The 23,824-nt window shown below is 51.7% G+C and carries 21 protein-coding genes, 4 tRNA genes and 2 pseudogenes; 9 read left to right on the forward strand and 18 right to left on the reverse strand.

The features are described 5' to 3' along the window. The first annotated feature begins 278 nt into the window (after positions 1–278). Entirely contained in the window at positions 279–1,919 is a 1,641-nt protein-coding gene (locus tag BW941_RS15730; protein ID WP_076517689.1) for an electron transfer flavoprotein-ubiquinone oxidoreductase, read from the forward strand. Positions 1,920–2,018: 99 nt separating this feature from the next. On the opposite strand, the gene BW941_RS15735 is transcribed toward BW941_RS15730, so the two are convergent. The 10 genes from BW941_RS15735 to BW941_RS15780 all read right to left on the reverse strand — a co-directional run bounded on the left by BW941_RS15735 (position 2,019) and on the right by BW941_RS15780 (position 10,749). Beyond that, positions 2,019–2,846 (reverse strand): DUF6160 family protein, encoded by an 828-nt coding sequence (locus BW941_RS15735; RefSeq protein ID WP_076517690.1) that lies wholly within the window; start codon positions 2,844–2,846, stop codon positions 2,019–2,021. A gap of 164 nt (positions 2,847–3,010) precedes the next feature. Then, positions 3,011–3,529, reverse strand: a complete 519-nt coding sequence (locus BW941_RS15740; RefSeq protein WP_076517693.1) for a DUF1285 domain-containing protein — start codon at positions 3,527–3,529, stop codon at positions 3,011–3,013. A 9-nt stretch (positions 3,530–3,538) separates the two neighbouring features. Next, on the reverse strand, positions 3,539–4,381 hold the full coding sequence (locus tag BW941_RS15745; protein ID WP_245820120.1) for a radical SAM protein: 843 nt from the start codon (positions 4,379–4,381) through the stop codon (positions 3,539–3,541). A 101-nt stretch (positions 4,382–4,482) separates the two neighbouring features. Beyond that, positions 4,483–4,569: transfer RNA gene (locus BW941_RS15750), tRNA-Leu, on the reverse strand. A gap of 34 nt (positions 4,570–4,603) precedes the next feature. After that, positions 4,604–4,677, reverse strand: a tRNA-Cys gene (locus BW941_RS15755). A gap of 107 nt (positions 4,678–4,784) precedes the next feature. Next, a tRNA-Gly gene (locus BW941_RS15760) sits at positions 4,785–4,860 on the reverse strand. 91 nt (positions 4,861–4,951) lie between these two features. Next, complete coding sequence (gene pgsA, locus BW941_RS15765; RefSeq protein ID WP_068439446.1) at positions 4,952–5,494, reverse strand: CDP-diacylglycerol--glycerol-3-phosphate 3-phosphatidyltransferase; 543 nt, start codon at positions 5,492–5,494, stop codon at positions 4,952–4,954. An 8-nt stretch (positions 5,495–5,502) separates the two neighbouring features. Beyond that, positions 5,503–7,329, reverse strand: coding sequence for an excinuclease ABC subunit UvrC (gene uvrC, locus BW941_RS15770; protein WP_076517698.1), 1,827 nt, complete (start codon positions 7,327–7,329; stop codon positions 5,503–5,505). Then, on the reverse strand, positions 7,329–7,979 hold the full coding sequence (gene uvrY, locus BW941_RS15775; protein WP_076517700.1) for a UvrY/SirA/GacA family response regulator transcription factor: 651 nt from the start codon (positions 7,977–7,979) through the stop codon (positions 7,329–7,331). The genes uvrC and uvrY overlap by 1 nt, the downstream gene beginning before the upstream one ends. Before the next feature lie 55 nt (positions 7,980–8,034). Continuing rightward, positions 8,035–10,749: a bifunctional acetate--CoA ligase family protein/GNAT family N-acetyltransferase gene (locus tag BW941_RS15780; protein ID WP_076517702.1), complete on the reverse strand. Its 2,715-nt coding sequence runs from the start codon at positions 10,747–10,749 to the stop codon at positions 8,035–8,037. A gap of 73 nt (positions 10,750–10,822) precedes the next feature. Here BW941_RS15780 and BW941_RS15785 point away from each other — a divergent pair, with 73 nt between their 5' ends. Next, complete coding sequence (locus tag BW941_RS15785; protein WP_076517704.1) at positions 10,823–11,746, forward strand: histone deacetylase family protein; 924 nt, start codon at positions 10,823–10,825, stop codon at positions 11,744–11,746. A gap of 375 nt (positions 11,747–12,121) precedes the next feature. Here BW941_RS15785 and BW941_RS15790 read toward each other — a convergent pair. Next, positions 12,122–12,212: transfer RNA gene (locus BW941_RS15790), tRNA-Ser, on the reverse strand. A gap of 134 nt (positions 12,213–12,346) precedes the next feature. On the opposite strand from BW941_RS15790, the gene tusD reads away from it, so the two are divergent. Genes tusD through BW941_RS15815 form a run of 5 tightly spaced genes read left to right on the forward strand, consistent with a single transcriptional unit; the run spans position 12,347 to position 14,636 of the window. Continuing rightward, entirely contained in the window at positions 12,347–12,733 is a 387-nt protein-coding gene (tusD, locus tag BW941_RS15795) for a sulfurtransferase complex subunit TusD (protein ID WP_076517706.1), read from the forward strand. Further along, complete coding sequence (locus BW941_RS15800) at positions 12,733–13,077, forward strand: DsrE family protein (RefSeq protein WP_076517708.1); 345 nt, start codon at positions 12,733–12,735, stop codon at positions 13,075–13,077. Before tusD ends, BW941_RS15800 begins: the two co-directional genes overlap by 1 nt. Before the next feature lie 2 nt (positions 13,078–13,079). Then, on the forward strand, positions 13,080–13,346 hold the full coding sequence (locus BW941_RS15805; protein WP_076517709.1) for a DsrH/TusB family sulfur relay protein: 267 nt from the start codon (positions 13,080–13,082) through the stop codon (positions 13,344–13,346). 1 nt (position 13,347) lies between these two features. Then, positions 13,348–13,671: a TusE/DsrC/DsvC family sulfur relay protein gene (locus BW941_RS15810; RefSeq protein WP_076517711.1), complete on the forward strand. Its 324-nt coding sequence runs from the start codon at positions 13,348–13,350 to the stop codon at positions 13,669–13,671. Then, positions 13,668–14,636 carry a glycosyl transferase family protein gene (locus BW941_RS15815; protein ID WP_076517712.1) on the forward strand — a complete coding sequence of 323 codons (969 nt, stop codon included), beginning with the start codon at positions 13,668–13,670 and terminating at the stop codon, positions 14,634–14,636. The genes BW941_RS15810 and BW941_RS15815 overlap by 4 nt, the downstream gene beginning before the upstream one ends. Here the strand turns inward: BW941_RS15815 and cysG are convergent. The 7 genes and pseudogenes from cysG to BW941_RS18135 all read right to left on the reverse strand — a co-directional run. After that, positions 14,628–16,004 carry a siroheme synthase CysG gene (cysG, locus tag BW941_RS15820; RefSeq protein WP_084189076.1) on the reverse strand — a complete coding sequence of 459 codons (1,377 nt, stop codon included), beginning with the start codon at positions 16,002–16,004 and terminating at the stop codon, positions 14,628–14,630. The genes BW941_RS15815 and cysG overlap by 9 nt on opposite strands. Then, a complete protein-coding gene (gene serS / locus BW941_RS15825) occupies positions 16,001–17,314 on the reverse strand; it encodes a serine--tRNA ligase (protein WP_076517714.1) in 1,314 nt (437 codons plus the stop codon). The genes cysG and serS overlap by 4 nt, the downstream gene beginning before the upstream one ends. Positions 17,315–17,322: 8 nt before the next feature. Continuing rightward, the gene (gene crcB, locus BW941_RS15830; protein ID WP_076517717.1) at positions 17,323–17,697 is read right to left on the reverse strand and encodes a fluoride efflux transporter CrcB; all 375 of its coding nucleotides are present in this window, start codon (positions 17,695–17,697) and stop codon (positions 17,323–17,325) included. Between the two features lie 2 nt (positions 17,698–17,699). Then, the gene (locus tag BW941_RS15835; protein WP_076517719.1) at positions 17,700–19,019 is read right to left on the reverse strand and encodes a replication-associated recombination protein A; all 1,320 of its coding nucleotides are present in this window, start codon (positions 19,017–19,019) and stop codon (positions 17,700–17,702) included. Next, positions 19,009–19,647 (reverse strand): outer membrane lipoprotein periplasmic chaperone LolA, encoded by a 639-nt coding sequence (gene lolA / locus BW941_RS15840; protein ID WP_076517721.1) that lies wholly within the window; start codon positions 19,645–19,647, stop codon positions 19,009–19,011. The genes BW941_RS15835 and lolA overlap by 11 nt, the downstream gene beginning before the upstream one ends. 24 nt (positions 19,648–19,671) lie before the next feature. Continuing rightward, positions 19,672–21,150 (reverse strand): annotated as a pseudogene (locus BW941_RS18130) (DNA translocase FtsK); the annotation flags it as partial. A 687-nt stretch (positions 21,151–21,837) separates the two neighbouring features. Beyond that, positions 21,838–22,305: pseudogene (locus tag BW941_RS18135) on the reverse strand (DNA translocase FtsK 4TM domain-containing protein); the annotation flags it as partial. A gap of 107 nt (positions 22,306–22,412) precedes the next feature. Between BW941_RS18135 and aat the strand changes: the two are divergent. After that, the gene (aat, locus tag BW941_RS15850; protein ID WP_076517723.1) at positions 22,413–23,108 is read left to right on the forward strand and encodes a leucyl/phenylalanyl-tRNA--protein transferase; all 696 of its coding nucleotides are present in this window, start codon (positions 22,413–22,415) and stop codon (positions 23,106–23,108) included. Continuing rightward, positions 23,105–23,812 carry an arginyltransferase gene (locus BW941_RS15855; protein WP_076517725.1) on the forward strand — a complete coding sequence of 236 codons (708 nt, stop codon included), beginning with the start codon at positions 23,105–23,107 and terminating at the stop codon, positions 23,810–23,812. Before aat ends, BW941_RS15855 begins: the two co-directional genes overlap by 4 nt. Positions 23,813–23,824: the final 12 nt, after the last annotated feature.

Consider the following 23,824-nt stretch of genomic DNA (forward strand, 5'->3'; position numbering starts at 1 on the left):
CTCGTATTCTCTAGTGGATGATTAAAGGGTGATTTGCAGCTAAAACATTGCCAGATACCCTTTCCAGCGGGCCACATTATTGGGATTGTGACACTTGAGGTCAAGTGTGAGCTATTCTCAACACTGATTCAGGCCAGTAAATACGGCACTTCTGCCTTTAAATAAGTTGCCTGACAGTCTTCTCGCCGTATAATGGCCACCATTTTTTCGAACCGGGCAAACCGGTGAAGCAACGACCGCGAATGCGGCACTCCCATCGTGATTTGAGGAGATCATCTATGCAACGTGACGTAATGGAATACGATGTAGTCATCGTCGGCGGCGGCCCTTCAGGCCTGTCGGCAGCTTGTCGTATCAAACAACTGGCAGAAGAAGCAGGCCAGGAAATCTCAGTATGCCTGGTTGAAAAAGGGTCTGAGATTGGTGCACACATCCTTTCTGGTGCGGTCATCGAAGATCGTGCACTGACAGAACTCTTTCCTGACTGGAAAGAGATGGGTGCTCCGCTGAATACGCCAGTCAAAGGTGATGAAGTTTACTTCCTTACTTCCGATGAGAAATCTGTCAAAACTCCACACTGGGCGATCCCTAAGCCGATGCACAACGATGGAAACTACATTGTTTCCCTTGGCAATGTGTGCCGCTGGCTGGGTGAACAAGCCGAAGCTCTGGGTGTAGAAATCTATCCGGGCTTCCCTGCAGCATCCCTGATCATTGAAGATGATACTGTTAAGGGTGTTGTCACTGGTGATATGGGTGTTGCCGAAGACGGCTCAGAGAAAGACAGCTATATGCCTGGAATGGAGCTGCGTGCGAAATATACCGTTTTTGCAGAAGGTTGCCGCGGACACCTTGGCAAGGAACTAATTGCCAGATTCAACCTGGATGCTGGCAAAGATCCTCAGCACTACGGCATTGGTATCAAAGAACTGTGGGATATTGATCCTGCTAAGCACGAAGAAGGCCTCGTTCTTCACGGTGCTGGTTGGCCGCTCAGTGAGTCCGGCTCAACCGGTGGCTTCTTCCTGTATCACACTGAAAACAACCAGGTTGTTGTTGGCCTGATTACGGATCTGTCGTACAGCAACCCACACGTCAGCCCGTTTGATGAATTCCAGCGCATGAAGCACCACCCAGTACTGAAGCAGTACCTTGAAGGTGGTAAGCGCGTATCTTATGGCGCACGCGCGATCGCCAAAGGCGGCCTGAACTGCCTGCCGAAAATGACCTTCCCAGGCGGCCTGGTGATTGGTTGTGACGCGGGCACGCTGAACTTCGCTAAGATCAAGGGTACTCACACCGCGATGAAGAGTGGCCTTGTGGCAGCAGAAGAGATGTTCAAGGCGCTTCAGGCTGATCGTGCCAATGACGAGATCAACGAATACACTGCAGCCTTTGAGGCGTCATGGGCATGGGAAGAGCTGCATCGCAGCCGCAACTTTGGCCCTGCGATGCACAAATTCGGTATATTCGGTGGTGCAGCCTTCAACTTTATCGATCAGAACATTTTCCCGATGCCTGTCACACTGCACGACAAGACAGCGGATCATGAAACGCTCAAGCCAGCAGCGGATTGCAAGAAGATCGATTACCCGAAACCAGACGGTAAGCTTAGCTTCGACAAGCTTGGCTCTGTCTTCGTGGGTAACGTAAACCATGCTGAAGACCAGCCTTGCCATCTGAAATTGACGGACGCGTCGATCCCTTTAACTCAGAACCTGCCTAAATATAATGAACCTGCACAGCGCTACTGCCCTGCTGGTGTTTATGAAGTGGTAGAAGATGAGAATGGTCAGCGCTTCCAGATCAACTCTCAGAACTGCGTGCACTGCAAGACTTGTGATATCAAAGATCCTGCCCAGAATATCACCTGGGTTACGCCAGAAGGCGGTGGCGGTCCTAACTATCCAAATATGTAAGACAATAAAAAAGGGCCGAAAGGCCCTTTTTTATTGCTTTGGTGCTAGCTTGATACGCCAAAAGAGCCCCTCGGGGTTCTTTTGGCGGCTTGACAACTATTAGTTGTGGCCCTTAACAAAAAGACTCACATCGTTGAGTGCAAAGTCATCAATGCGCAAGGCGCCAACGTGGTCGCCACCAACGGACAATTTTTCCACCTGAATATCCATTACACTAGGTAGGAGTTCAATATCTACGCCGGTATTCTCAGGAGTGATAATCATCCCAACAGGAAAGGCCCAGCTAAGTGGCTTCGCCTTTCCAAACACATCAACTTCCTGAAGATAGTTCTCGCCTGCCACAGTCACGTTCTCTAACTGAAAACCAATAGAAGATGCATCAATATCCATATCCTCAATCGCGATATCCGCCGCAAGAATAACCTTATTGCCCGTGGACTCCACCTTCATTAGAAGTCCTGCAGCCAAGCCAACCATGCTTACGCTGTCAACCAGCCTGGCTGCCTCGTCGCCATTGGAGTCCAGAGTGGCGATCGCGCCGGTTGTCAGGCTGAAGTCGATAAAGTTACCGTTCTTCGGGTTGCCAGAAATCACCAAGTCGCCATCAGAGGCAATATCAATACTGAAAATTACTTCATCCAGGGAATTGCTAGCGTTCGGAACGATGTTTGGCGTTTGGAAGAATGACGATTTGTTAGCACCACCAATAGTGATGTTTTTAACGGAAAGGGAGCCACCGTCACCATCCCCTTCAAACTCTGTATCGGTGTAGCGTATCTCTTCGATGGATAGACCTACATCCAGTTCGATATCGACACCAGCCTGGCCAGTAACGTTGTGCAGTTCAAACTCAGACATAGGCGAGAGTTCAGCCTGAGCACCTGCAGTTGCGAGTGCTATGCAACCCGCGAGTAGTGATTTTTTCATGATAGGCGATCCATCAAGTTTTTATTGTAGTTACATCAGTTTACGTCCGGCACCATACTTGTGCAACTGACACTCAGTAGCAAATTACCTTGTTACAGCCAATACACAAGGGTTTATGAGGCCCTCAATAGCAACGTGGCACAATATGACGCATTTACCTTCACTTACAAAGCAAAGGTAATCAAATTCTGACCCGAGCGTATCGAAAACCCGCTCTCGGTAAGCTCGCCCATTTCCAGCAGCTGATAGTAGGCTGACCTCAAAAAACGTGCAGCCAGCCCTTGCGCTGTCGCTATAACAGGGATGTCATTCTCATCCAGCTTAGTCAATGTAATTTCCCTATTGCCACCGAGAGGCTCCACCTGGCCATTTGATAAAACCGCACTAACCCCGGTATCAGGCTCCCCTATCAGTGAAATTACATGAAGAGGTGTGTCTTCTACTTGTATGCGCCACTTCTCAACCGGCGTAACGAGGAAAAATTCATTGCCTTCTTGTTTTACAATAGATGCAAAGAGCCTTAACAAAGGTTTACGGCGGACTTCGCCACCCTCATGAAACCATCTGCCATCTTTCGTTACCCGGATATCTATATCCCCAGACAGGTCGGGAGTCCATTTGTCTAATGGGTATACCTGCACCTTGTCGAGATCGAAAGCCTTGCTTATATCTTCTAAGTTCATCGGCCTGCCTTAAAGTCCTCTTTGCCACTCCTGTCGCAACCTGATGGAGTCTGGTTTATTGATCGCTGTATCAAGCTGGGCGAGCAATGCCTGTTTGTCTGCCCCAAGATTCCCCTTGAGAGGAAGATAGTTGGAGGCATGGTCGCTACGGAATACCGTGTCTTTTAATTCCAGACTGTCAATAAAGGTACGGAGTTCAACAAAAAGTTCGTGCTGATCCGGTAATTCGTAGTCGAAACCCGCATCTTCGAAGCCCTGTTCGACACGTTTCTGGCCTAGCGGATAGCTCACTACCAGGGTTGAAAGAAACTCCGGCTGAGCCTCGGTCATCAGTTTTGCTGTGTTGACTGCATGCTGATGACTCAGTGAGCGCCCTCCCATACCATTCAGCACCATGACTGATGAGCTGATGCCGGCTGCCTTCAGCTTAAGGAGTGCCTCCAGGGTGGACTGATATGTCTCGCCCTTTGAGATAGCCTTAAGAACGTCGTCGTCTCCGCTCTCAGCTCCAACGTAGGCGATGCCGAGTCCCAGTTCTCTTAGGCACTGCAAATCCTCTAAAGACTTCTTTCTGATGTTTCGTGGCAGGCAATAGGCACCTACACGCTTAACCCAGGGGAGACTCTCCCTGATCTGCAGAAGAATGTTTTCGAGGCGTCGAACAGGGAGGACAAGTGCATCGCCATCTGCCAGAAACACCTTTTCAAATCTCGGGCCGACCGCTGCCGCATTTCTAATTTCTGCGAGCACCTCATCATCGTTGCGGGCTCTAAACTTCTTCTGAGGCTGAGTGTACATATCGCAGAAGGTGCAGTTGTTCCAGGAACACCCGTTGGTAACCTGAAAAATCATAGATCGCCCTTCTGAGGGCGGACGAAAAACCGGCTCGATATAATCTGGGAACATAGTTATTGGATACGATTGCTTTACGTAGAGGGTGTGGGGCTATGATATGGTGCCCGGAGCCGGAATTGAACCGGCACGACCATAAGGTCGGGAGATTTTAAATCTCCTGTGTCTACCAATTCCACCACCCGGGCGAACGGGCTCCTGACATAGCTGCCAGAAAGTAAGTGGAGGCGCGAGCCGGAGTCGAACCGGCCTACGTGGATTTGCAATCCAGTGCATAACCGCTTTGCTATCGCGCCATATTTTTACCAAACAGGAGTCTGGCTGTTGCACTGGGATCAGTGCACTTACATCAATAGCGCTCTGGTAACGCGCTTTGATATTCATTTCTTAGGGTAAGAAAGAATGGAGCGGGAAAGGAGGCTCGAACTCCCGACCCCAACCTTGGCAAGGTTGTGCTCTACCAACTGAGCTATTCCCGCTTAAGTGCTGCGCATTTTAAATAATACGTGTAACCAGTCAAGCCTTTTTTCTTACTTTTTAACAACTTAGAGAATTATTTTCCCGAAGTTGTTAGCGTCTCAGCTCAGGCCACGCGGCCTTAAGATAGATCAGCATGGACCATAGAGTCAGGATCGCCGCTCCGTAAAGTGCATAAATCCCAAGAACCTCGAGCAGGCTTCCCTCTGATGCACCCAGCAGCACGGTTATAGAGACCATCTGGAGTGCAGTTTTTATCTTGCCCAACTGACTGACAGCGACATTGGCCCGCTTACCAAGCTCTGCCATCCATTCACGAAGTGCCGAAATTACGATTTCCCTGCCAACGATCACCATTGCCGGAATCGTCAACCAAGGGTGTGCAAAATGTTCTACGAGCAGTACCAGAGCGACGGAAACGATCAGTTTGTCAGCAACCGGATCAAGAAACGCACCTAGCGCCGAGGTCTGGTCAAGCTTTCGTGCGAGATAGCCATCCAGCCAGTCAGTGACCGCAGCCGCCGCAAATAACAGGGATGCCCAGACCCGGCCACTCTCCCCTAACCAGTAAAAACATACCACCATCAGCGGAATCACCAATATCCGCCCCATAGTCAGTATATTAGGTATGTTCATTGCCGGTACTACTCCTGTTCTTCACCATGGAGGGCAGCGAAAATCTGCCCTGCCAATGCTTTACTGATACCCGGGACTTTTTCGAACTCAGCCCGCGGCGCACCGCGCATATTACGCAGACTGCCGAAGTGAAGCAAAAGCTCTCTTCGCCTTTTTGGTCCTACCCCGGGTAATTTCTCAAGATCGGACTGCCCCCGTTTCTTAGCCCGCTCTTTTCTATGGCCGGTTATAGCAAAGCGGTGTGCCTCGTCGCGAACGTACTGCAGAAGCCGAAAGCCTGCGTCATGAGCATCGGGAAGAATAGGCTTCGCGGTCTGCGGTCGCCACAAGTATTCCCACCCTGACTTTCGGGTTGTCCCCTTTGATATGCCAAGTAAGTACACATCGGTAATCTGTAGTTCATCCAGGACCTGATCAATTCTTGAGACCTGTCCTTTGCCGCCATCAATCAAAAGAATATCCGGGAGGTCATTCTGCTCAAGCATGCGCGTGAGATGCCTGCGGACGGAATCTTCAAGTGCTGCGTAGTCATCCCCTGCGGTGACGTTTTTCACCGAGAAGCGCCGGTAGCGTGACTTATCCAATCCTTCTTTGCCATAGACAACACAGGATGCGTACGCAGCCTCACCCTGAGCGTGACTGATATCGAAACACTCTATCCGGGCCGGAACAAAATTCAGTTTCAGAAGATCAGCGACTGCATCGAGCTTGCTTTGCGCTGCCTGGCGCCCCGACATGACAGACTGGATGCCCGCTCTGGCGTTCTCTTCAGCCATTGCCAGCCATTGGCGACCGTCGCCTCGCACCCCTCTCTGGTGCTGCAGCGAGAGGCCTCGTTCTTTAAGTACTGACAGCATAGGTGCAAGCACATCGGATTCTATGTCAGCAATGAGGACTTCAGGCAGGGTGTCACTTGCATGACCACCCAGATAGAACTGCTCAATATAGGAAACAAACAACTCTTCGAGCGGCACACCAATTTTATCTCCCGGAAAAAAACTCTGGGAGTTGGTGAGGCGCCCTTTACGAAAGGTGAGGCGTTGAACGCAGATCATTGCCTGCCACTCAATTGCGACCCAGACATCCGCATTTTTCTCTCCAGACTCCGCCATCTGGCGCTCCTGGATGCGTCTCAGTAGCTCTACTCTATCTCTGAACTCAGCTGCCTTCTCAAATTGAAGATCTTCTGCTGCTTGCTCCATGCCAGCCTGAAGATCAGAGATAAGTTCGCGTGATTTACCCTCGAGAAACATTCTTGCGCGCCGAATGTCCCGTTCATACTCTTCTTTCGATATATGACCGACACACGGAGCCGAGCAGCGATGAATCTCATACTGTAAACAAGGACGGCTACGGTGATTAAAGTAGCTATCTTCACAGTTGCGGAGAAGAAACAGTCGCTGCAGATAGTTCTGCGCCTCACGGGCAGCACCGGGGTTCGGGTAAGGACCAAAATACAGGCCCTTTTTCCTGCGTCGCCCCCGGGCGTATGACAGAAGCGGATACGAGTGATCTGAGATGTGCAGGTAAGGATATGATTTATCATCCTTGAGCAGGATGTTGTACGGCGGGTGATGCTTCTTGATCAGTGTCTGCTCAAGAATAAGCGCTTCGACTTCACTACCCGTGACCGTGACATCGATATGATCAATCCGACTGACCAAGGCGACGGTCTTTGCGTTAAGACCGCGGGCACGGAAGTAACTCGAAACCCGGTTCTTCAGGTTTTTTGCCTTTCCTACGTAGAGTAGCGACTTGTCTTTGTCGTACATCCTGTAGACGCCTGCCCTCTGAGTGAGCGACTTCAGGAATGCCTTAATATCGAAGTCAGGCATTAATTCACTTCGTTGGCGTCAATCAGTCCGTGCCGCAAGGCAAGATGGGTTAGCTGCACGTCACTCTTTTCTATGCCGAGCTTTTCAAAGATGCGATAGCGATAACTATTGACCGTTTTAGGACTCAGAAACAGTGCTTCACCAATTAATGGGACACGTTGACCTTTCGCAATCATGATGGAGATCTGGAGCTCTCTTTCAGACAAGGTCTCGAAGGGTGATCCGGCATCATCCTGAAATGGGCGTAATGCCAACTTCTGAGCAATTTCAGGACTGATATATTTCTGGCCGGAATTCACTTTGACGATCGCTCTCAGCATTTCATCAAAATGTGCACCTTTGGTCAGGTAACCAGAGGCACCAATCTTCAGGAGTCGCGATGTGTAGGGGTCGCCGTCGTAAACAGTCAGCGCAATAATCTGAACCTCGGGCTGACGCTGAAGAATCTTCTGAGTAGCCTCAAGGCCACCGATGCCCGGCATGTTAATATCCATAAGGACAACATCAGGCTCCAGGTCGCGCGCTTTCTGCACTGCCTCTTCGCCACTGGCAGCATCGCCGACAACCTCAACCTGCTCAGCATCGGCAAGCAAGCGACAAATACCTGATCGAACCAGATCCTGATCATCAACTACTAGGACTCGAATCAAAAAAACATCTCCAGAATTGGCCGGCTGCGATAAGGTGTGAAATATACCAAAGCAACTACACCGGGTACATGCGCTTCGATTGCCACGCGTACTTTTCACTGTTCAACATCATTGCCACCTCAACAACACCGTCGGCAGTATTCAACCGATTCGAGAAACCGAGACGCTGAGCAAGTTTCAGCATTGGCCCGTTCTCGGGCAGAACTGATCCGTAGATCTGCAGAACGCCGCGATCTTTCAGGTACTCGATAATACGGCTCATCAGGTGAAACCCAAGACGCTCGCCTCTGGAATTATCATCAACGATTACAGAGAACTCAGCGGTTACGTCGTCAGGATCGATCCAGACTCTCACGACGCCAAATATTTTACCGTCACGCCAGGCTACAAAAGCCATTTCCCGGTCGTAATCTATCTGCGTAAGGCGAGCCAGCTCGGTATGATCAAAACGCCGGCGTGCAGAGAAAAAACGCAACCTGAGACTCTCAGCGCTCAGTCGATGATAAAAGGCGTCAAGCTGCGGCTCATCCTCTCCGCGGATAGGCCGAACAAGATATTCGACGTTATTCGGCGAGGTATAGCTGCCCGACAGTTCTGTTGGATAAGGAAGGATTGCACATTTTACTGGTTCTCCGACTTCAGCAGCCACACCAATGACACGATACCGACCAATCTGCTGACGGATTGCGTTCACTTCCAGCCCCGAAAGCCATGGGTGATTCAGCGCGAGGTGAGACAATGCGACCAACCAGCGCTCGAGTGTGAGTAAGTCTTTTTCAGGGTATTCCGAGCGTTCCTGGAGAACCTCATAAAAATGGGATTTGCGGATCAACTTTTCGGCAAGGTTTGCATTCAGAGGTGGGAGCGCCACCTGGCGATCGACGAGAATATCGGCCGTACTGCCCCCGCCACCAAAGAAGATAAACGGGCCAACCTCGTTGTCACGACCAATGCCGAACGAAAACTGAAGGTTATCCAGTGCCCGGTGCATGGTCTGTACCGTGTATCCCAGTATCGGACTCTCCGGGAATCGCTCAGTAATGACCTCAGAAAGCGAGTCTATCGCTGGCAGCAGCTCTTTCTCGTTGTGCAGATCACGAACCACGCTGCGAACACGCTCGCGAGGATTCGTGCCGTAGGCGAAAGGATAAAGGTAATCTTTGTGATGAACTCGCAGAACCCAGGGTTTAGGGATTGCCTGAGCGTCCTTGATCAGCTCATTGGGGGTATTCCTGAAAATGCTATCAGCACAGGAGTAGCCGTACGCTTTAAGTAATTTGTAGGCATCCGGTGGCGATAGATAGTCTCCTGCTTTGTATGAGTTTCGAATTTCCTCGTCCAATCCGGCGTGCTGCGCAGACACAGGAATTTCAATACTTTCCGGGGTTTCACGTAACAGGTCCTGCGTCCTTTGGTGTTGAACCATGTACATGTAGGACTTAATGGCATTGTCCGGAGTATCAAATGTCGGGATTTTTGCGCGGTCGAAGCTCGCCCTTGCGCCCTCCACCGAATATTCACCGACCCAGCTCGTCAGCACCATCTTCTGAGTATGCGCAGCAACTTCTATCAAAGCGTCAGCATTTGCTTGGGCGTCTGTCCCCAATCCAGGCGTAAATATAACCAGTAACGCGTCGACGTTACGGTCAGTAAGAACGGTTTTAGCGACAGAGCTTAACTGCTCTGGCTTTAACTCCGGGTTAAGGAGTAGCGGATTTTCTGCTTTAACATAGTCTGGCAGCTGGCTCTTCAGTGCCTGCGATCCATCCTGCGTGAAGGTCGCAAGCTCACCACCGTCGTGCAGAAGTCGATCCATTGCGATAATCGCAGGGCCTCGACCGTTCGCAATAACGGCAAGTCGGGGGCCAAAGCGTTCGCGGCGATTGCTGAGAGCATCAACGCAATCAAATAACTCGTCCGTCGCATTTACCCTGAGAACCCCTGCCCTGGCTAAAACCTCATCAATCAAGTCGTCCCGGCGAGACAACCCTTTAGGAGAAGACACTGGATTGAGAGGGCTGTCAGAAAAGCGGTTGTTCTTTACTGCGAGAACGAGTCTGTGCCTGGAGGCAGCACGTAGAGACCGAACCAATGCACGGCCTGAGCGAATTTCGTCAAGCTGGATGAGTAACGTCCGCGCCTTAGGCTCCTGAGATATGTAATCGATCAGATCCGGGAGAGTCACGTCCTCGCTGCGACCCAGTGTCGCGACATGAGAGAATCCAATGCCCCTGCTGTAAGCCCAGTCCATTACGCCAGAGGCGAGCGTGCCCGACTGCCCTATGTAGGCAATATTTCCCTGCCTGACAGGGACATGAAGGAAGCTTGCATTGAGCTTTCTGTGTGGAATAACGATACCAAGACAGTCAGGGCCCAGAATCCGCATCCGGGTCTGCTTGACGATGCGGTCGATTTTTTCTGAGTTAGGCCGGAACTGCCAAGAACGTGTACGGGCCATCCCGCCTGTGAGTACCATGGCTGCCTCGACACCAATGGCGTGGAGCTGCTTTATTACGCGTGCAACGGAGTCCGCAGGAGTGCAGATAATGGCCAGATCGGGAGGGCTCTTCAGTTGACTTATTTTTGCTACCGCCGGCAAACCATAAATCTCTTTGTAGCCCTTGCTGTTAACGGGCTGGATTTTGCCTTCGTACCCTGCCTCCAGGAGGTTTCTGACAATTGCACCACCAAGACTGCCCTGCCTGTCAGATGCACCAATTACAGCGATCGACTCGGGCTGCACAAAGCGTTCAAGAGATCGGGTACCCATCAAACCTCCATTGGTTTTTTGTGTTTGTGCCAGTCGAGAGTACACTGAGCAAAAACAAGACGGTCAGGAACAGATGCCATTAGCGTATTACACGTCGGAAGAGCACTTCTCGCACTTTACGGATGAAGACCATCCCGAACACGCCATGCGAATCATGGCTATAGAGCAGGAGCTTAAATCTCAGGGCATCTGGGAGCAACTGATTCATGTCAATGGTCGGTCGGCTGATATGCCAGACATCCTCCGGGCGCACAGCAAAGGCTATGTTGAACAGCTCCACCTGATTCAACCTAAGCATGGCCACATCTACGTTGACGAAGATACCGCCATGTCACCCGGATCACTCAATGCCGCTTTATGGTCGGCGGGATCCTGTACAGCAGCATTAGATGACCTTGCAAAGGGCGAACAGTCGCGCGCCTTTGTTGCAACGCGCCCGCCGGGTCATCATGCAGAACACCGCAAGGCCATGGGGTTCTGCTTTTTAAATAACGTTGCCATATCAGCGCTCAGAGCTGCCGATATCCACCACTTTCAGCGGATAGCCCTTCTCGATTTCGATGCCCATCAGGGCAACGGCACTATAGACATTCTTGGGAATGATCAGCGTTTTCTCATCTGCTCCAGCTTTCAACACCCTTTTTACCCATACACTCACTACGAGCAGTCAAAGTTCAACAACCTGATCAATGTTCCGCTTGAGTCCGGCACTGGCAGTGCGACATTCAGAGCTATGATCGAAGAGCACTGGCAGCCAGCCCTCAAGTCATATGCACCTGAGCTTATTATTGTTTCAGCAGGTTTTGATGGCCACAAAGATGACCCGATGGCGGAATTGAATCTATTGGATTCAGACTATAATTGGCTCGGCCGCATGATTGATGGCATTGCAGCAGCAAGAAACACTCCCGTGCTGAGTATTCTGGAAGGTGGATACGACCTCAACGCCCTGGGACGTTCAGTCGCTGCATACCTGACAGGTCTGAAATCAAACTAGCGCGCTTTATTTTCCCAACCCTTGTCACACTCTGAGTGCAAAACTTACCGTCTGTCACAGAAAGCCACAGAGGTACGCACGATTTCTCCGATTACAGATGGCATGATTTCAGCAGTTCACAAAAACAGGGCACTGCTATGAGACCAAAGCAAGAGACTGGAGTTATATACGCAATTGTTGCAACACCAGAATCGCTGTCACGCGTAACGAAGGCAGAGATGGCGCTGATTGCATTGACGGCGTGCGTGAGCGCATCCGTTCTGATCGCTGCAGCCCGATCTTTGTTTTAGAGCGGTACCTGTCCAGATCAATATGAAATCATGAATTCAGAAACAAAAAAGCCCAGCATATTGCTGGGCTTTTTCGTGAAATAAGTGGCGGAGGGATAGGGATTCGAACCCTAGATAGGCTATTAACCTATGCCGGTTTTCAAGACCGGTGCTTTCAACCGCTCAGCCATCCCTCCGAACGGCGCTTATATTACCTCTCTCATTTTCCACGTCAACTTCTTTTTTAAAATCAATTCGTTACCGCCTTACCTTTAGAGCTGACAGTACCCAACCACAGGGCTATCATGGGTGATAAATCTTGGGGGCTTCAGTGAACTACACCATACTCATATCCAGCTCACCCTTTCAGGGAAGCCAGCATCAATTGGCCATGCGTTTTATACGTGCGACTCTGGAAAGTGATCATTCGATCAAGAGGATATTTTTCTACGGCGATGCTGTGCTCGCCGCAAATCGCTTCCAGACCCCACCGCAGGGGCAGAAATCGATTGCGCAAAGCTGGGCGGAGCTTGCAGAAGAAATATCTATCCCCTTACATGCCTGCATTGCTAACAGCGTACGCAGAGGGATTGTTGATGAGCGGGAAGCGGAGCGCTATAACCTTGGCGTATCATCGATACATCCTTCATTCACGCTCACCGGGCTTGGAGAAATGACCGAGGTTGTTCATGACAGTGAGAAAATGGTGCAATTCTGATGAGCTCTTCCATTCTGATTAACATCACTCGTCCACCGACGCCTGACTGCGAGGCGCTGGAGTATGCATTGGCTATGGCGGCTTTTGACATCGAAGTGAAAATTCTTTTCTCAGGGCGCGGCATTGATTGGCTTAACGCGCGCCAGGCTTCGCGCAAGCCCGGGGGAAAGTCCCCGGCTAAGCTACTTGCGGCACTCCCGATGTACGGTATAGATGACATTGCTGTAGTTGGCGGGCCGGCAATCTCAGACGAAAGCCCGAAAACTTTCGGCACCTGCCAGACTATTTCGCAGCAGGAAGCGGCAAACTGGGCCAGAGATGCCCATCATGTGGTATCTTTCTGATCATGATTGTTCACACCCTATTTTCAGATTTGCCTGACACTCTGGGCCAGGTCCTGGCCGCACTATCACCAGGGGACGTAATTCTGCTCGCAGGAGACGGCTGCTACCAGAACGCGAGAGTAAAGCAGATCAGCTCAGACGCTGATCTTTTTATGCTGGCAGAGGACGCTCAAGTCCGCGGAATCAATGAAACCAGTGCTCGTCTGATCAGCGATCCCGAGTGGGTGACCCTGACGGCAGAGAGCCACCAAGTAATAAGTTGGTTCTGAGATGGCGACCCTCAATGACCTGACACTGGATAAAGACGGCTTTCTGGTTGAACTCAACGACTGGAATGCTGATGTAGCTGCAGCACTTGCGCAAGATGAAGGCATCACCCTTACAGAAGATCACTGGGAAATCATTAATGCCATTCGCGCCTTCTACGCAGAGTTTGATCTCGCGCCAGCGATGAGACCGCTCTCTCGCTATATTAAGCAGACACTCGGCGCTGAAAAAGCAGGGAGTATTTACCTGATGACATTATTTCCTGAGAGCCCGGCGAAAAAAGCCGCGAGAATAGCTGGCCTTCCAAGACCGGAGAATTGCCTGTGACACAACACGCCCTGGCCGATTACGTGCGCATCCTTGCCAGAGGAAAGAACGCCAGCCGAAATATGACGTTCGAAGAAGCGCGATTCACGATGAGTGAGATGCTCGCCGGACGTTATGAAGATGTTCAACTCGGCGCAATATTTATGCTGCTACGGGTACTTGAAGAAACCCCTGATGAAATAGCTGGGTTTGCGTCTGCAGTTAATGAGTACTGGCCTGAGCCAGCTGGACATTTTGACCTAGTCTGGTCGAGTTATGCAGGCAAACGGCGCCAGCCGATGTGGTGGGTACTATCTGCATTGCTGCTTGGTCAGATGGGGCATCGCATCCTTGTTCACGGCACTTTGGCTCACACTCCGGGTCGGGTTTATGCCCATGAAGTTTTTCAGGAGCTTGGCTTACCTGCCGCGACCAGAGATTCCCTTGGTACGATTGTCGCGCCGCTGGTCTACCTGCCCTGCTCCGAGGTGCACCCATCGCTACAACAGTGGCTTAGTCTTAAGTCAGTCCTGGGCGTGCGCTCACCGATCAACACAGTGCTTAAAACGATCGCTCCGGCAGGAGTGCCTTCTGTGCAGGGCATATTCCACCCGGATTACCGGACGACTCACTCTATGGCGGCAGGTATTAATCAGGATACGGCTGCCATCATCAAGGGTGAAGGCGGGGAATTTGAGGTGAATCCTGAGCGCCCCTGTCAGGCAACAGTGGTTGTTGAGGGTGAAGAGGCCCAGTTTCGGATTGCGAATGATTCATCCCACTATGATGATAAAGCCGCAAGTCCGAATGCCGAGCATCTCGTCAAGCTCTGGCAAGGCCAGGATCACTCGCAATATGGCCACGATGCTGTGCTACGCACCGCTGCCCTGGCCCTGTGTGCCATGCTTAAAACAACAGACTACGTGTCCGCTCTATCGCAATGCAGCAAAGCCTGGGCAGAGCGGGATAAAAGCTTACTAGCCTGAGCGCCAATTAAGCGTAGAGTGAAGACTGACGACGCTCCCCACAATCGTGAGCGTAGGCGCCTGAATCTTCCGGCCAGCGACGTATTCAGGCATGGTCGCGAGCGTACCCGTGTGCACTTGCTGGTCCGGTAAGGTGCCCTTTTCGATCAACGCAATCGGTGTTTCTGCAGGCATACCATGAGCGATCAGCTGACTGCAAATCTCTGGCAAACCAACCAATCCCATGTAGATTACAAGTGTCTGCTGTGGATGAATCAATTCACTCCACGGCAGGTTGCAGGTGCCGTCCTTCATGTGCCCGGTTACGAAACGTACGCTCTGTGCATGATCCCGATGAGTAAGGGGGATGCCAGCATACGATGAGCAGCCGCTTGCAGCGGTAATTCCGGGCACAACCTGAAATGGAATGCCTGCTTCTGCCAGCTGTTGAATTTCTTCGCCACCACGACCAAAAATAAAGGGGTCTCCACCTTTGAGTCGCAGCACTCTTCGACCTTTCAGAGCTTCATCAACCAGACGTTGATTGATTTCATCCTGAGGGACAGCATGATCGCTTCTCGCCTTGCCAACGTAATGCCGCTCGCAGTCATCGGGTAATAGACTGAGTATGGATGGACTGACCAAGCGATCGTAGAAGACGACATCTGACATCTGAATCAAACGTAGGGCCCGAAAGGTCAGCAAGTCAGGATCACCGGGCCCCGCACCTACAAGAAATGCTTCTCCGGCCGAGATATCCTCACCAGAGAGTAATCCCTCGACTATCTTGTCGGCTGATGCTTCTTGTCTTGCCAGCACCTGATCGGGGGCCTGAGACTGCATCAATCTTCGCCAGAAAACTCCCCGCTCCTTAGATGTGCCCTCGCTGCGCAACCTCAGTCTCAGCGACTCCAGCCACTGACCAAGTCGTGAATAATCCGTGGGGATAAACGCTTCGATGCGGTCTCTGACGAGTCGTGTCAGTGCAGGGGTTGCCCCACCGGTTGAGATTGCAACCTTCAACGGTGAACGATCGACAACCGCAGGAAAAGAAAAATCGTTATCTTCAGGCTCATCAGTACGGCAAACCCACGCGCCAGAATTTCTAGCGAGGCGAGCCTGATGTTCGTTCGTCGCCTTGTCATCCGTCGCCAGAACAACATAGTCGCCGGCTCGGTAATTTTCTTCTCCGGCGACACGCTCGTGGCACGTCAGTCTGTCACCTGCCAGATCAAGGATCGCATTATCGATATTGGGCGCGATGACATAAATCATCGCGCCAGTATCGATCAGGGTTTTTACTTTTCTCGCAGCAACCGCTCCCCCGCCGATGATATAAAAGCGGGCTCGCGATGCATTAATTACGAGGGGCAGATGACTATTGCTCACACACCTTTCCGTTCAGTGCCAACCTTCGCAGTACTGATCCGCTCAGTACCACCCATGTACGGACGAAGCGCCACAGGTACAGAAACCGAGCCATCTTCTTCCTGATAGTTTTCAAGAATAGCGACTAGCGTCCGGCCGACGGCCAGGCCCGAGCCGTTCAGTGTGTGAAGCAGTTCGGGTTTGCCTGTCTGAGGGTTACGCCAGCGCGCCTGCATCCGACGAGCCTGATAATCGCCAAAAGTACTGCAACTGGAGATTTCACGGTACTTCTGCTGACCGGGGAGCCAGACTTCAAGATCGTAGGTTTTGGCTGCTGAAAAGCCCAGATCACCACCACACAGAATCACCTTGCGGTATGGGAGATTCAGTTTCTGAAGGATTGCTTCAGCATGGCCGGTCAACTCTTCAAGAGTCTTCTCTGAGTCTTCCGCCTTAACAAACTGAACCAGCTCGACTTTGTCGAACTGATGCTGGCGAATCATGCCTCGGGTGTCACGACCGTAACTACCCGCTTCACTGCGGAAGCATGGGGTATGGGCGACTTTTTTCACCGGCAGCTCGACATCATTCACTGTGTCACGCAGCAGATTAGTTACAGGAACCTCAGCGGTAGGGATCATATACAGATCCTTATCACCCTGAGCCTGCGGAATTTTAAAGAGATCTTCTTCAAACTTAGGTAGCTGGCCTGTGCCCTCGAGTGCCTGACGGTTAACCAGGTACGGCACGTAAGTTTCTTCGTAGCCATGCTCCAGTGTGTGCATATCAAGCATAAACTGGGTCAGCGCTCTGTGCATTCTGGCGATAGGACCGCTCATGACGGCAAAGCGAGAGCCCGCAACCACAGCACCGGCATCGAAATTGAGGCCATGCGGTTCGCCCACATCTACGTGATCTTTCGGCTCAAATGAAAACTCGCGCGGCTCACCCCATTTCAGGACTTCAACATTGTCGTCCTCATCGTTACCCGCAGGCACTTCCGCCAAGGGCACATTCGGAATCGCCATCAGCATTTCACGAAGATCAGACTCAACCTGCTTGGCAGCTTGCTCTGCGCGAGTAATATCGGCATCCAGACCACTCATCACCTGAGCTTTCGCCTCTTCTGGCGACATACCCTGTCCGATCAGCTGGCCAATCTGTTTGGATGCTTTCTTCTTTTCTGCCTGCAGCGACTGAGCTTCAGTCAGTGCTTTTTTACGTGCATCGTCAAGTCGACCGAATTCCACATCATTAAATGAAAAGCCCTTCTTGGCTAGAGCATCTTTAACATCATCTATGTTGTCGCGAATGTACTTAATATCGAGCATTGTTCTTCTTAAACCAGAGATTTTGAGAGCCACATTCCTGCGGCCGTAGCAGCAAGACACCCCAGCAGACTGACACCAATGTAGGCCAGAAACGCTTCATATCGCGCCTGCTGAAGTAGAGAAATACTTTCTAATGAGAAGGTAGAAAAGGTAGTAAATGCACCTAAAAAACCCACCATCGCCAATTGACGATGATGATCGCCACCAAACCCATTTTCGACGAGCCAGATATAGGCGACGCCAATGGCGAAGGAGCCTAACAGGTTCACTGAAAGCGTGCCATAGGGGAAAGGCCGGTCAAACCACTTAAATACCGCCGTCGCCATGCTGAATCTCGCGACCGCGCCCAGCGCTCCTCCCAGAGCGATCCATAAATACGCCAAAGTTAACTACCGCCGTCTGTATATCGTTTCTTATCGCTGAGGCGATTGAGTTCACGAAGGTGATCCAGCTTGGCACCAATCTTCTGCTCAAGGCCGCGAGCTACCGGAGAGTAAAAACGCTCATCTGCCAGAGCTTCAGGGAAATAGTTTTCACCCGCTGCAAATGCTTCAGGCTCGTCATGCGCATAACGGTACTCGGCACCGTAGTTCATGTCAGACATCATCTGAGTGGGAGCGTTTCTGAGATGTAATGGTACCTCATAGCCCGGTGTTGACTGCACCAGTTTCCTCGCCGCTTTGTACGCTGTGTAAACCGCATTACTCTTTGGGGCGCATGCTAAGTAAACAACGGCCTGAGCCAGGTTGAGTTCTCCCTCAGGGCTACCCAGGCGCTCCTGAGCCTCCCACGCGGCAGTACAGACAGAGAGTGCGCGGGGATCGGCATTGCCAATATCTTCACTGGCCATACGCACGAGACGCCTTGCTATGTAGAGCGGATCGCAACCCCCGTCGAGCATACGACTGAACCAATAGAGGGAGGCATCCGGGTCAGAACCCCGGACCGATTTGTGTAAGGCGGATATCTGTTCATAAAAGGCATCACCACCTTTGTCGAACCTGCGCAGACTGCTAACTAATACCGCGCGAACATCATCGTCACAGAGAGAAGATCCGCCATTCAGCTGTAGCGCTTGCTCTAACAGATTCAGGGCACGGCGGGCATCGCCATCCGCGGCAGCTGCAAGAACAGAAAGCGGAGATTGATCTTTCTGCTCAACTCCTTCCGACTCAAGTCCACGTTGAATGACCTTAACAAGATCATCGTCCGTAAGAGACTTAAGGATATATACCTGCGCTCGCGAGAGAAGTGCATTGTTCAACTCAAACGACGGATTTTCTGTCGTAGCCCCAACAAAGATAAAGGTTCCGTCCTCAACGTATGGCAGGAAGGCGTCTTGTTGAGACTTATTGAAACGATGAACCTCGTCGATAAAAAGCAGTGACTTGCGGCCACTCCCCGCTGCCTGTCGCGCCTGCTCAACCGCAGCCCGGATCTCTTTGACCCCAGCCATGACCGCACTCAGTGACAAAAACTGAGCATCGACGTAGCTGGCGATAAGACGGGCTAGCGTGGTTTTGCCTACGCCCGGAGGCCCCCACAGAATAAGAGAGTGAATCTGTCCTGCGTTCAAAGCATTACGAAGAGGAGCCTCTTCTCCGACGACATGTTCCTGCCCGATGTAATCGTCGAGCGAGCCAGGCCTAAGGCGCGAAGCCAGCGGCTCGTATGGTTTACCCTGCGAAAATAAATCAGCTGCCATGGCGCCCGTCGATTACGTCAACATCATCCGGCGCAACAAAGGTGAATGCAGCTGGATCAAGCTCAGGATTTACTTGCTGATCAGTAAAACGAATTTCGGTGATTTGCCCAGCAGCGTCGAATATACGCATAAATTCAACTTCATCATTTACGTAGTCGAACTCAAGCGCTTCAAACAACTGACTGGCATCCTGAGGCTTCAACCTGTAACGCACGGCTTTACCAGCCTCTTCTCTCGTTGCTGTGTAGCTGTCAGAGATATTGCTGACATCACCACTCAGAAGCAGCGCGGGGGTTTCCTGAAGTTTTGATTCAAGGTTGCGAATGGTCACTTGCTCCAGGTCCATATCGTAAACCCAGACACACTCGCCATCGGAGACAACCAGCTGCTCATACGGTGGATTTGTTTGCCAGCGCATTTTTCCTGGTCGCTGAACAGAGAGCGTCCCTGATAAGCTCTGCAACACTTCCCCATTCTGATCCATGGTCACCTGCGAGAACTCGGTTTCCATCGAGTTGAGGGATGTCAGCCTTGAAGTAAATTCCTCCAGCGCCTCACCTGCGTGGATACCCAATGACACTACAGAAAAAACAATCCCGCCTGCGAATGCGGTCAGCTTTGAAATCATAAAAAGACTCTACTTTTACTTGAGTTAAGCAGGAGGTGGTGCAATAACTTCACGACTACCGTTGTGAGCTGGTGGTGAAACGACACCCGCTGCCTCCATGGTCTCGACGAGCCTTGCGGCCCGGTTGTAGCCAATACGTAATTTACGCTGCACTGATGAAATCGAGCATTTACCGGATTCGGTCACAAAGGCAACCGCCTGATCGTACAGGTCGTCTTTTTCACCGTCGGCGTCATCGCCGCCCATTCCCGGCACCGAACCATCCTCACCCACTTGTGTGATTTCTTCGATGTAGTCAGGTTCCCCGCGTTGCTTCCATTCTGCAACGACGCGATGCACTTCGTCATCGTCAACGAAGGCTCCATGAACCCTTTCAGGCAAAGCGTTCCCTGGAGGCATAAACAACATGTCGCCATGCCCCAGCAGCTGCTCAGCCCCGCCCTGATCAAGAATGGTCCGCGAGTCGATTTTTGATGACACCTGGAATGCAATCCTCGTCGGGACGTTTGCTTTGATCAAGCCGGTAATAACGTCCACAGAGGGGCGCTGAGTCGCCAGAATCATATGAATGCCTGCCGCACGTGCTTTCTGGGCGATTCGAGCGATGAGTTCTTCTACTTTCTTACCAACCATCATCATCATGTCGGCAAACTCGTCCACGACAATCACAATGTACGGCAAGGGTTCAAGCGTGGGTGGAGTCGTATCGAATGATTGATCAATCTGCCAGAGCGGATCAGCCAGTGGCGTACCCGCCTCAATGGCATCCTTAACTTTCTTGTTATAGCCGGCAATGTTACGTACACCCATTGCAGCCATTAATTGATAGCGACGCTCCATTTCAGCGACCGACCAGCGAAGGCCACTTGCGGCCTCTTTCATATCAGTAATAACAGGTGTCAGCAGATGAGGAATCCCCTCATAGACGGATAATTCCAGCATCTTCGGATCGACCAGAATCAACCTTAGCTCTTCGGGCGTAGACTTGAATAGCAGTGAAAGCAGCATCGCATTCACACCTACAGACTTACCCGACCCTGTCGTACCCGCAACAAGGAGGTGGGGCATTTTGGCAAGGTCAGTAATCACAGGGTTACCCGCAATATCATGACCCAGCGCGAGCGTAAGCGGTGATTTCGACTTGTCGTAATCTTCAGACGACAAAACCTCACCCAGTGTAACCATGGCGCGATTTTCGTTAGGGACTTCAATCCCCATGACCGATTTGCCCGGTATGACCTCTACAACACGTACCGCAACCATGGCCATCGAGCGTGCGAGATCCTTCGCTAGGTTCGATATCTTGCTGGCTTTGACACCCGGTGCCGGCTGGATCTCAAAACGCGTAATAACCGGGCCCGGCGCCACAGCAGTCACTTCAATTTTCACACCAAAGTCGGCAAGTTTCTGCACCAGAAGCTCTGATAAATCGTGCAGGCGTTCTTCCGAAAAGCCGGCCTTGCCATCACTTTTAGGCGGGTCCAGCAAAGCAATTGAAGGCAACGGGTCGTTACCTTTGAATAATTTGCCCTGTAAATCTCGTTTAGCCCGGTCGCTTGGGCGCGACTCGCGCTTTTCGAGCGGCTCAATTTTCAAAGATTTAACATCGGCAACAGTGTTTTCGATGATGTCATTATTTGGGGCCGTCTTGGGCACTTCGCGGGCGGCGACAGCCTGTGTCGGGATAGCACCTTCGTTTCTTGCCTCTTCGTTTCTTGCCTGGGCGGCAGGTGCGGGTTTGGGCTCGGCTTCAGGGCCAGGTTCAGGCTTAGAAACATCCCAGGGCAGATCACTCACGAGCGAATCGTCACCGTGGTCATCCAATGCACTGAAGCCTTCGAAGCTGTCGAGCGGATCCTTGCCTGCATCGGATGCCGCAACGACTGATTGCGCATCGAGCCGGCTATTCTTAGGTAAACCTGAATTCGAGGCGGTGACTTCAGGCTTACTAGCAGAGCCAGGCTCTTGGGTGCCAGTCGCGCGTTTCTTCGCGACAAAGGCGAATGCCTTGCGAAAGATGCTGTCACCGGTCGTCTTTTGGTCGTGGGCAGTAGCGCCCGCTTTCTCCACGCTTCGAGAGTCAGTGTTCTTGTTTCCAGAAATACACCCAACAAAAGAAAGAGCGACACCACCGACCCGCTCGAAAAACATCAGCCAGGAGAACTCGAGAAACAAAACAAGGCCGAGTGCCAGTGCAATAATCAGAATTGAGACGGACCCGATAAAGCCGAACAACGGCGCCATTAGCGCTATAGCGCCCTCACCTATGATACCTCCAGCACCTGCTGGCAGGAGCTCGCCCCGCCAGATGCTGACATCTGCCAGAGCGGCAAGTGAGATAAGAATGAGCAGCAGGCCGCTGGCTCTGAGCACCCAGACCCGCCCTTCTACGGCTGGCGCCTTGCGGAACAACAACCAGGTCTTAGCCATGATCAGAGCAGGAAAAGCGAATGCGAGATATCCCAGACCGTGAAGTAAAAAGTCGGCCAGGTAGGCTCCGACGCGCCCGATGGAGTTATCTGCCGTACCGCTGCCGACGACTGACCATGCGACATCTTCCGGATCATAGGAAATGAGAGCCAGAAACAGCAATACACAGCCAAGCGTAAGCAGAAGAAACCCTATGTCGTGGCGTTTACGCCAGCCGTCGTCCGACATATTTTTCTGTTTATTGTCGATTTCAGAGTGCTGCGATGACAAAATATCGTCCTGCTAATGGTCAAACGTCCACAGTCTAACACGGCTAAACGAGCCTGTTCATAACTATGATTGATTGGTTAGATGAGTTCCGCCCGCCGGAATTCCCAGATACAAGTAGAGCACTCGAAGAGCCCGAAGGACTTCTTGCCGCAGGCGGCCATCTGAGCCCTGCGTGGCTGGATTGCGCCTATCGGAAAGGAATCTTTCCATGGAATGATCCTGATGAGGCGCGGCTCTGGTGGACTCCTATGCCTCGGGCAGTCATTCTTCCGGAAACCTTCAGAGTTCCTAAGAGGATTGCTCGCGAGGTTCGTAATACCGATCTTCGCGTCACAGCGAACCTTGACTTCAAAGGGGTAATGAAGGGCTGCATGGCTCCCCGGGCCGACAGCGAAGGTACCTGGATAGACGATGAGATTATTGATAACTATCCCAGGCTCCATGATGCAGGTCGGGCGATATCAATAGAGTGCTGGGATGAATCCGGCGCCTTGTGTGGCGGTTTCTATGGGCTATCCATAGGACGTATTCTCTTTGGCGAAAGTATGTTTACCCAACACAGCGGAGCATCAAAGGTGGCCTTTGCTTCCGCCGCTCCACTCCTGTTTGAACTTGGTTTTGAGATGATTGATTGCCAGATGAGAACATCACATCTGGAGCGATTCGGTATTATTGAGCTGGATCGCCCTGAATTTGAGAGCCGACTTCTCGCGGGAGTAAACAAGCCTGCGCCTCCATCACTCCCCGGCGTTCTGATATGAGATCAATCCCCTTATTTACACCTGCCGAGACACACGACTGTCCATACCTTGAAGACAGACAAGCGCAGAGTCAGTACGTCGACCCCAGGATAGTACCGGACATGGATACCATGAGCGCACTGAGTCGGCTGGGCTTCCGGCGCAGCGGAAAGCTCATTTACCGGCCCTCCTGCCCATCGTGCCGCGAATGCCAGTCCATCAGAATCCCAACCGCACAGTTTGCCCCGAGCAGAAACATGAAACGCGTACTTAATCGCACTCGCCACTGGCGAGTGTCGGTGCGCGCTTTGTCGGATAGCCCTGAATTCTTCGATCTCTACTGCAGGTATATTAATGCGAGGCATCAGGATGGTGACATGTACCCCCCATCCCGACAGACCTACGATGAGTTTATTGGCGAAAGCCTCGGCAACACACAGTTTCTCGTGGCCGAGGATAGCGAGGGGGTCATTGGTGTTCTGGTTTTCGATAGATTCAATGATGGGCTCTCGGCTGTGTATTGCTTCTACGAGCCGGACCGGGAAAACGAATCAGTAGGCACATCCATGATTATCCGCCTGACACTGTTAGCGAGAAGCGTCGGACTTCCCTACAACTATCTCGGGTATTACGTCGAGAACTGTCGGAAAATGAGCTACAAAGCACGCTTCACTCCTCTGGAAGTTCTTAGCGATAACGACTGGATACGCCTAAATCCCGCCTAAGCTTTGCTATAG

The sequence above is a fragment of the Thalassolituus maritimus genome (assembly GCF_900156675.1).
Classification (GTDB): domain Bacteria; phylum Pseudomonadota; class Gammaproteobacteria; order Pseudomonadales; family Oceanobacteraceae; genus Thalassolituus; species Thalassolituus maritimus.

Coding starts and splice junctions, on each gene's coding strand:
- BW941_RS15745 (WP_245820120.1), bottom strand. CDS start 4,381: ATGATTTTTCAGGTTACCAACGGGTGTTCCTGGAACAACTGCACCTTC.
- BW941_RS15835 (WP_076517719.1), bottom strand. CDS start 19,019: ATGGCAGCTGATTTATTTTCGCAGGGTAAACCATACGAGCCGCTGGCT.
- BW941_RS15800 (WP_076517708.1), top strand. CDS start 12,733: ATGAGCTCTTCCATTCTGATTAACATCACTCGTCCACCGACGCCTGAC.
- BW941_RS15785 (WP_076517704.1), top strand. CDS start 10,823: ATGCCATTAGCGTATTACACGTCGGAAGAGCACTTCTCGCACTTTACG.
- BW941_RS15740 (WP_076517693.1), bottom strand. CDS start 3,529: ATGAACTTAGAAGATATAAGCAAGGCTTTCGATCTCGACAAGGTGCAG.
- uvrC (WP_076517698.1), bottom strand. CDS start 7,329: ATGCCTGACTTCGATATTAAGGCATTCCTGAAGTCGCTCACTCAGAGG.
- BW941_RS15855 (WP_076517725.1), top strand. CDS start 23,105: ATGAGATCAATCCCCTTATTTACACCTGCCGAGACACACGACTGTCCA.
- lolA (WP_076517721.1), bottom strand. CDS start 19,647: ATGATTTCAAAGCTGACCGCATTCGCAGGCGGGATTGTTTTTTCTGTA.
- serS (WP_076517714.1), bottom strand. CDS start 17,314: ATGCTCGATATTAAGTACATTCGCGACAACATAGATGATGTTAAAGAT.
- BW941_RS15810 (WP_076517711.1), top strand. CDS start 13,348: ATGGCGACCCTCAATGACCTGACACTGGATAAAGACGGCTTTCTGGTT.
- pgsA (WP_068439446.1), bottom strand. CDS start 5,494: ATGAACATACCTAATATACTGACTATGGGGCGGATATTGGTGATTCCG.
- aat (WP_076517723.1), top strand. CDS start 22,413: ATGATTGATTGGTTAGATGAGTTCCGCCCGCCGGAATTCCCAGATACA.
- BW941_RS15805 (WP_076517709.1), top strand. CDS start 13,080: ATGATTGTTCACACCCTATTTTCAGATTTGCCTGACACTCTGGGCCAG.
- BW941_RS15735 (WP_076517690.1), bottom strand. CDS start 2,846: ATGAAAAAATCACTACTCGCGGGTTGCATAGCACTCGCAACTGCAGGT.
- BW941_RS15780 (WP_076517702.1), bottom strand. CDS start 10,749: ATGGGTACCCGATCTCTTGAACGCTTTGTGCAGCCCGAGTCGATCGCT.
- BW941_RS15730 (WP_076517689.1), top strand. CDS start 279: ATGCAACGTGACGTAATGGAATACGATGTAGTCATCGTCGGCGGCGGC.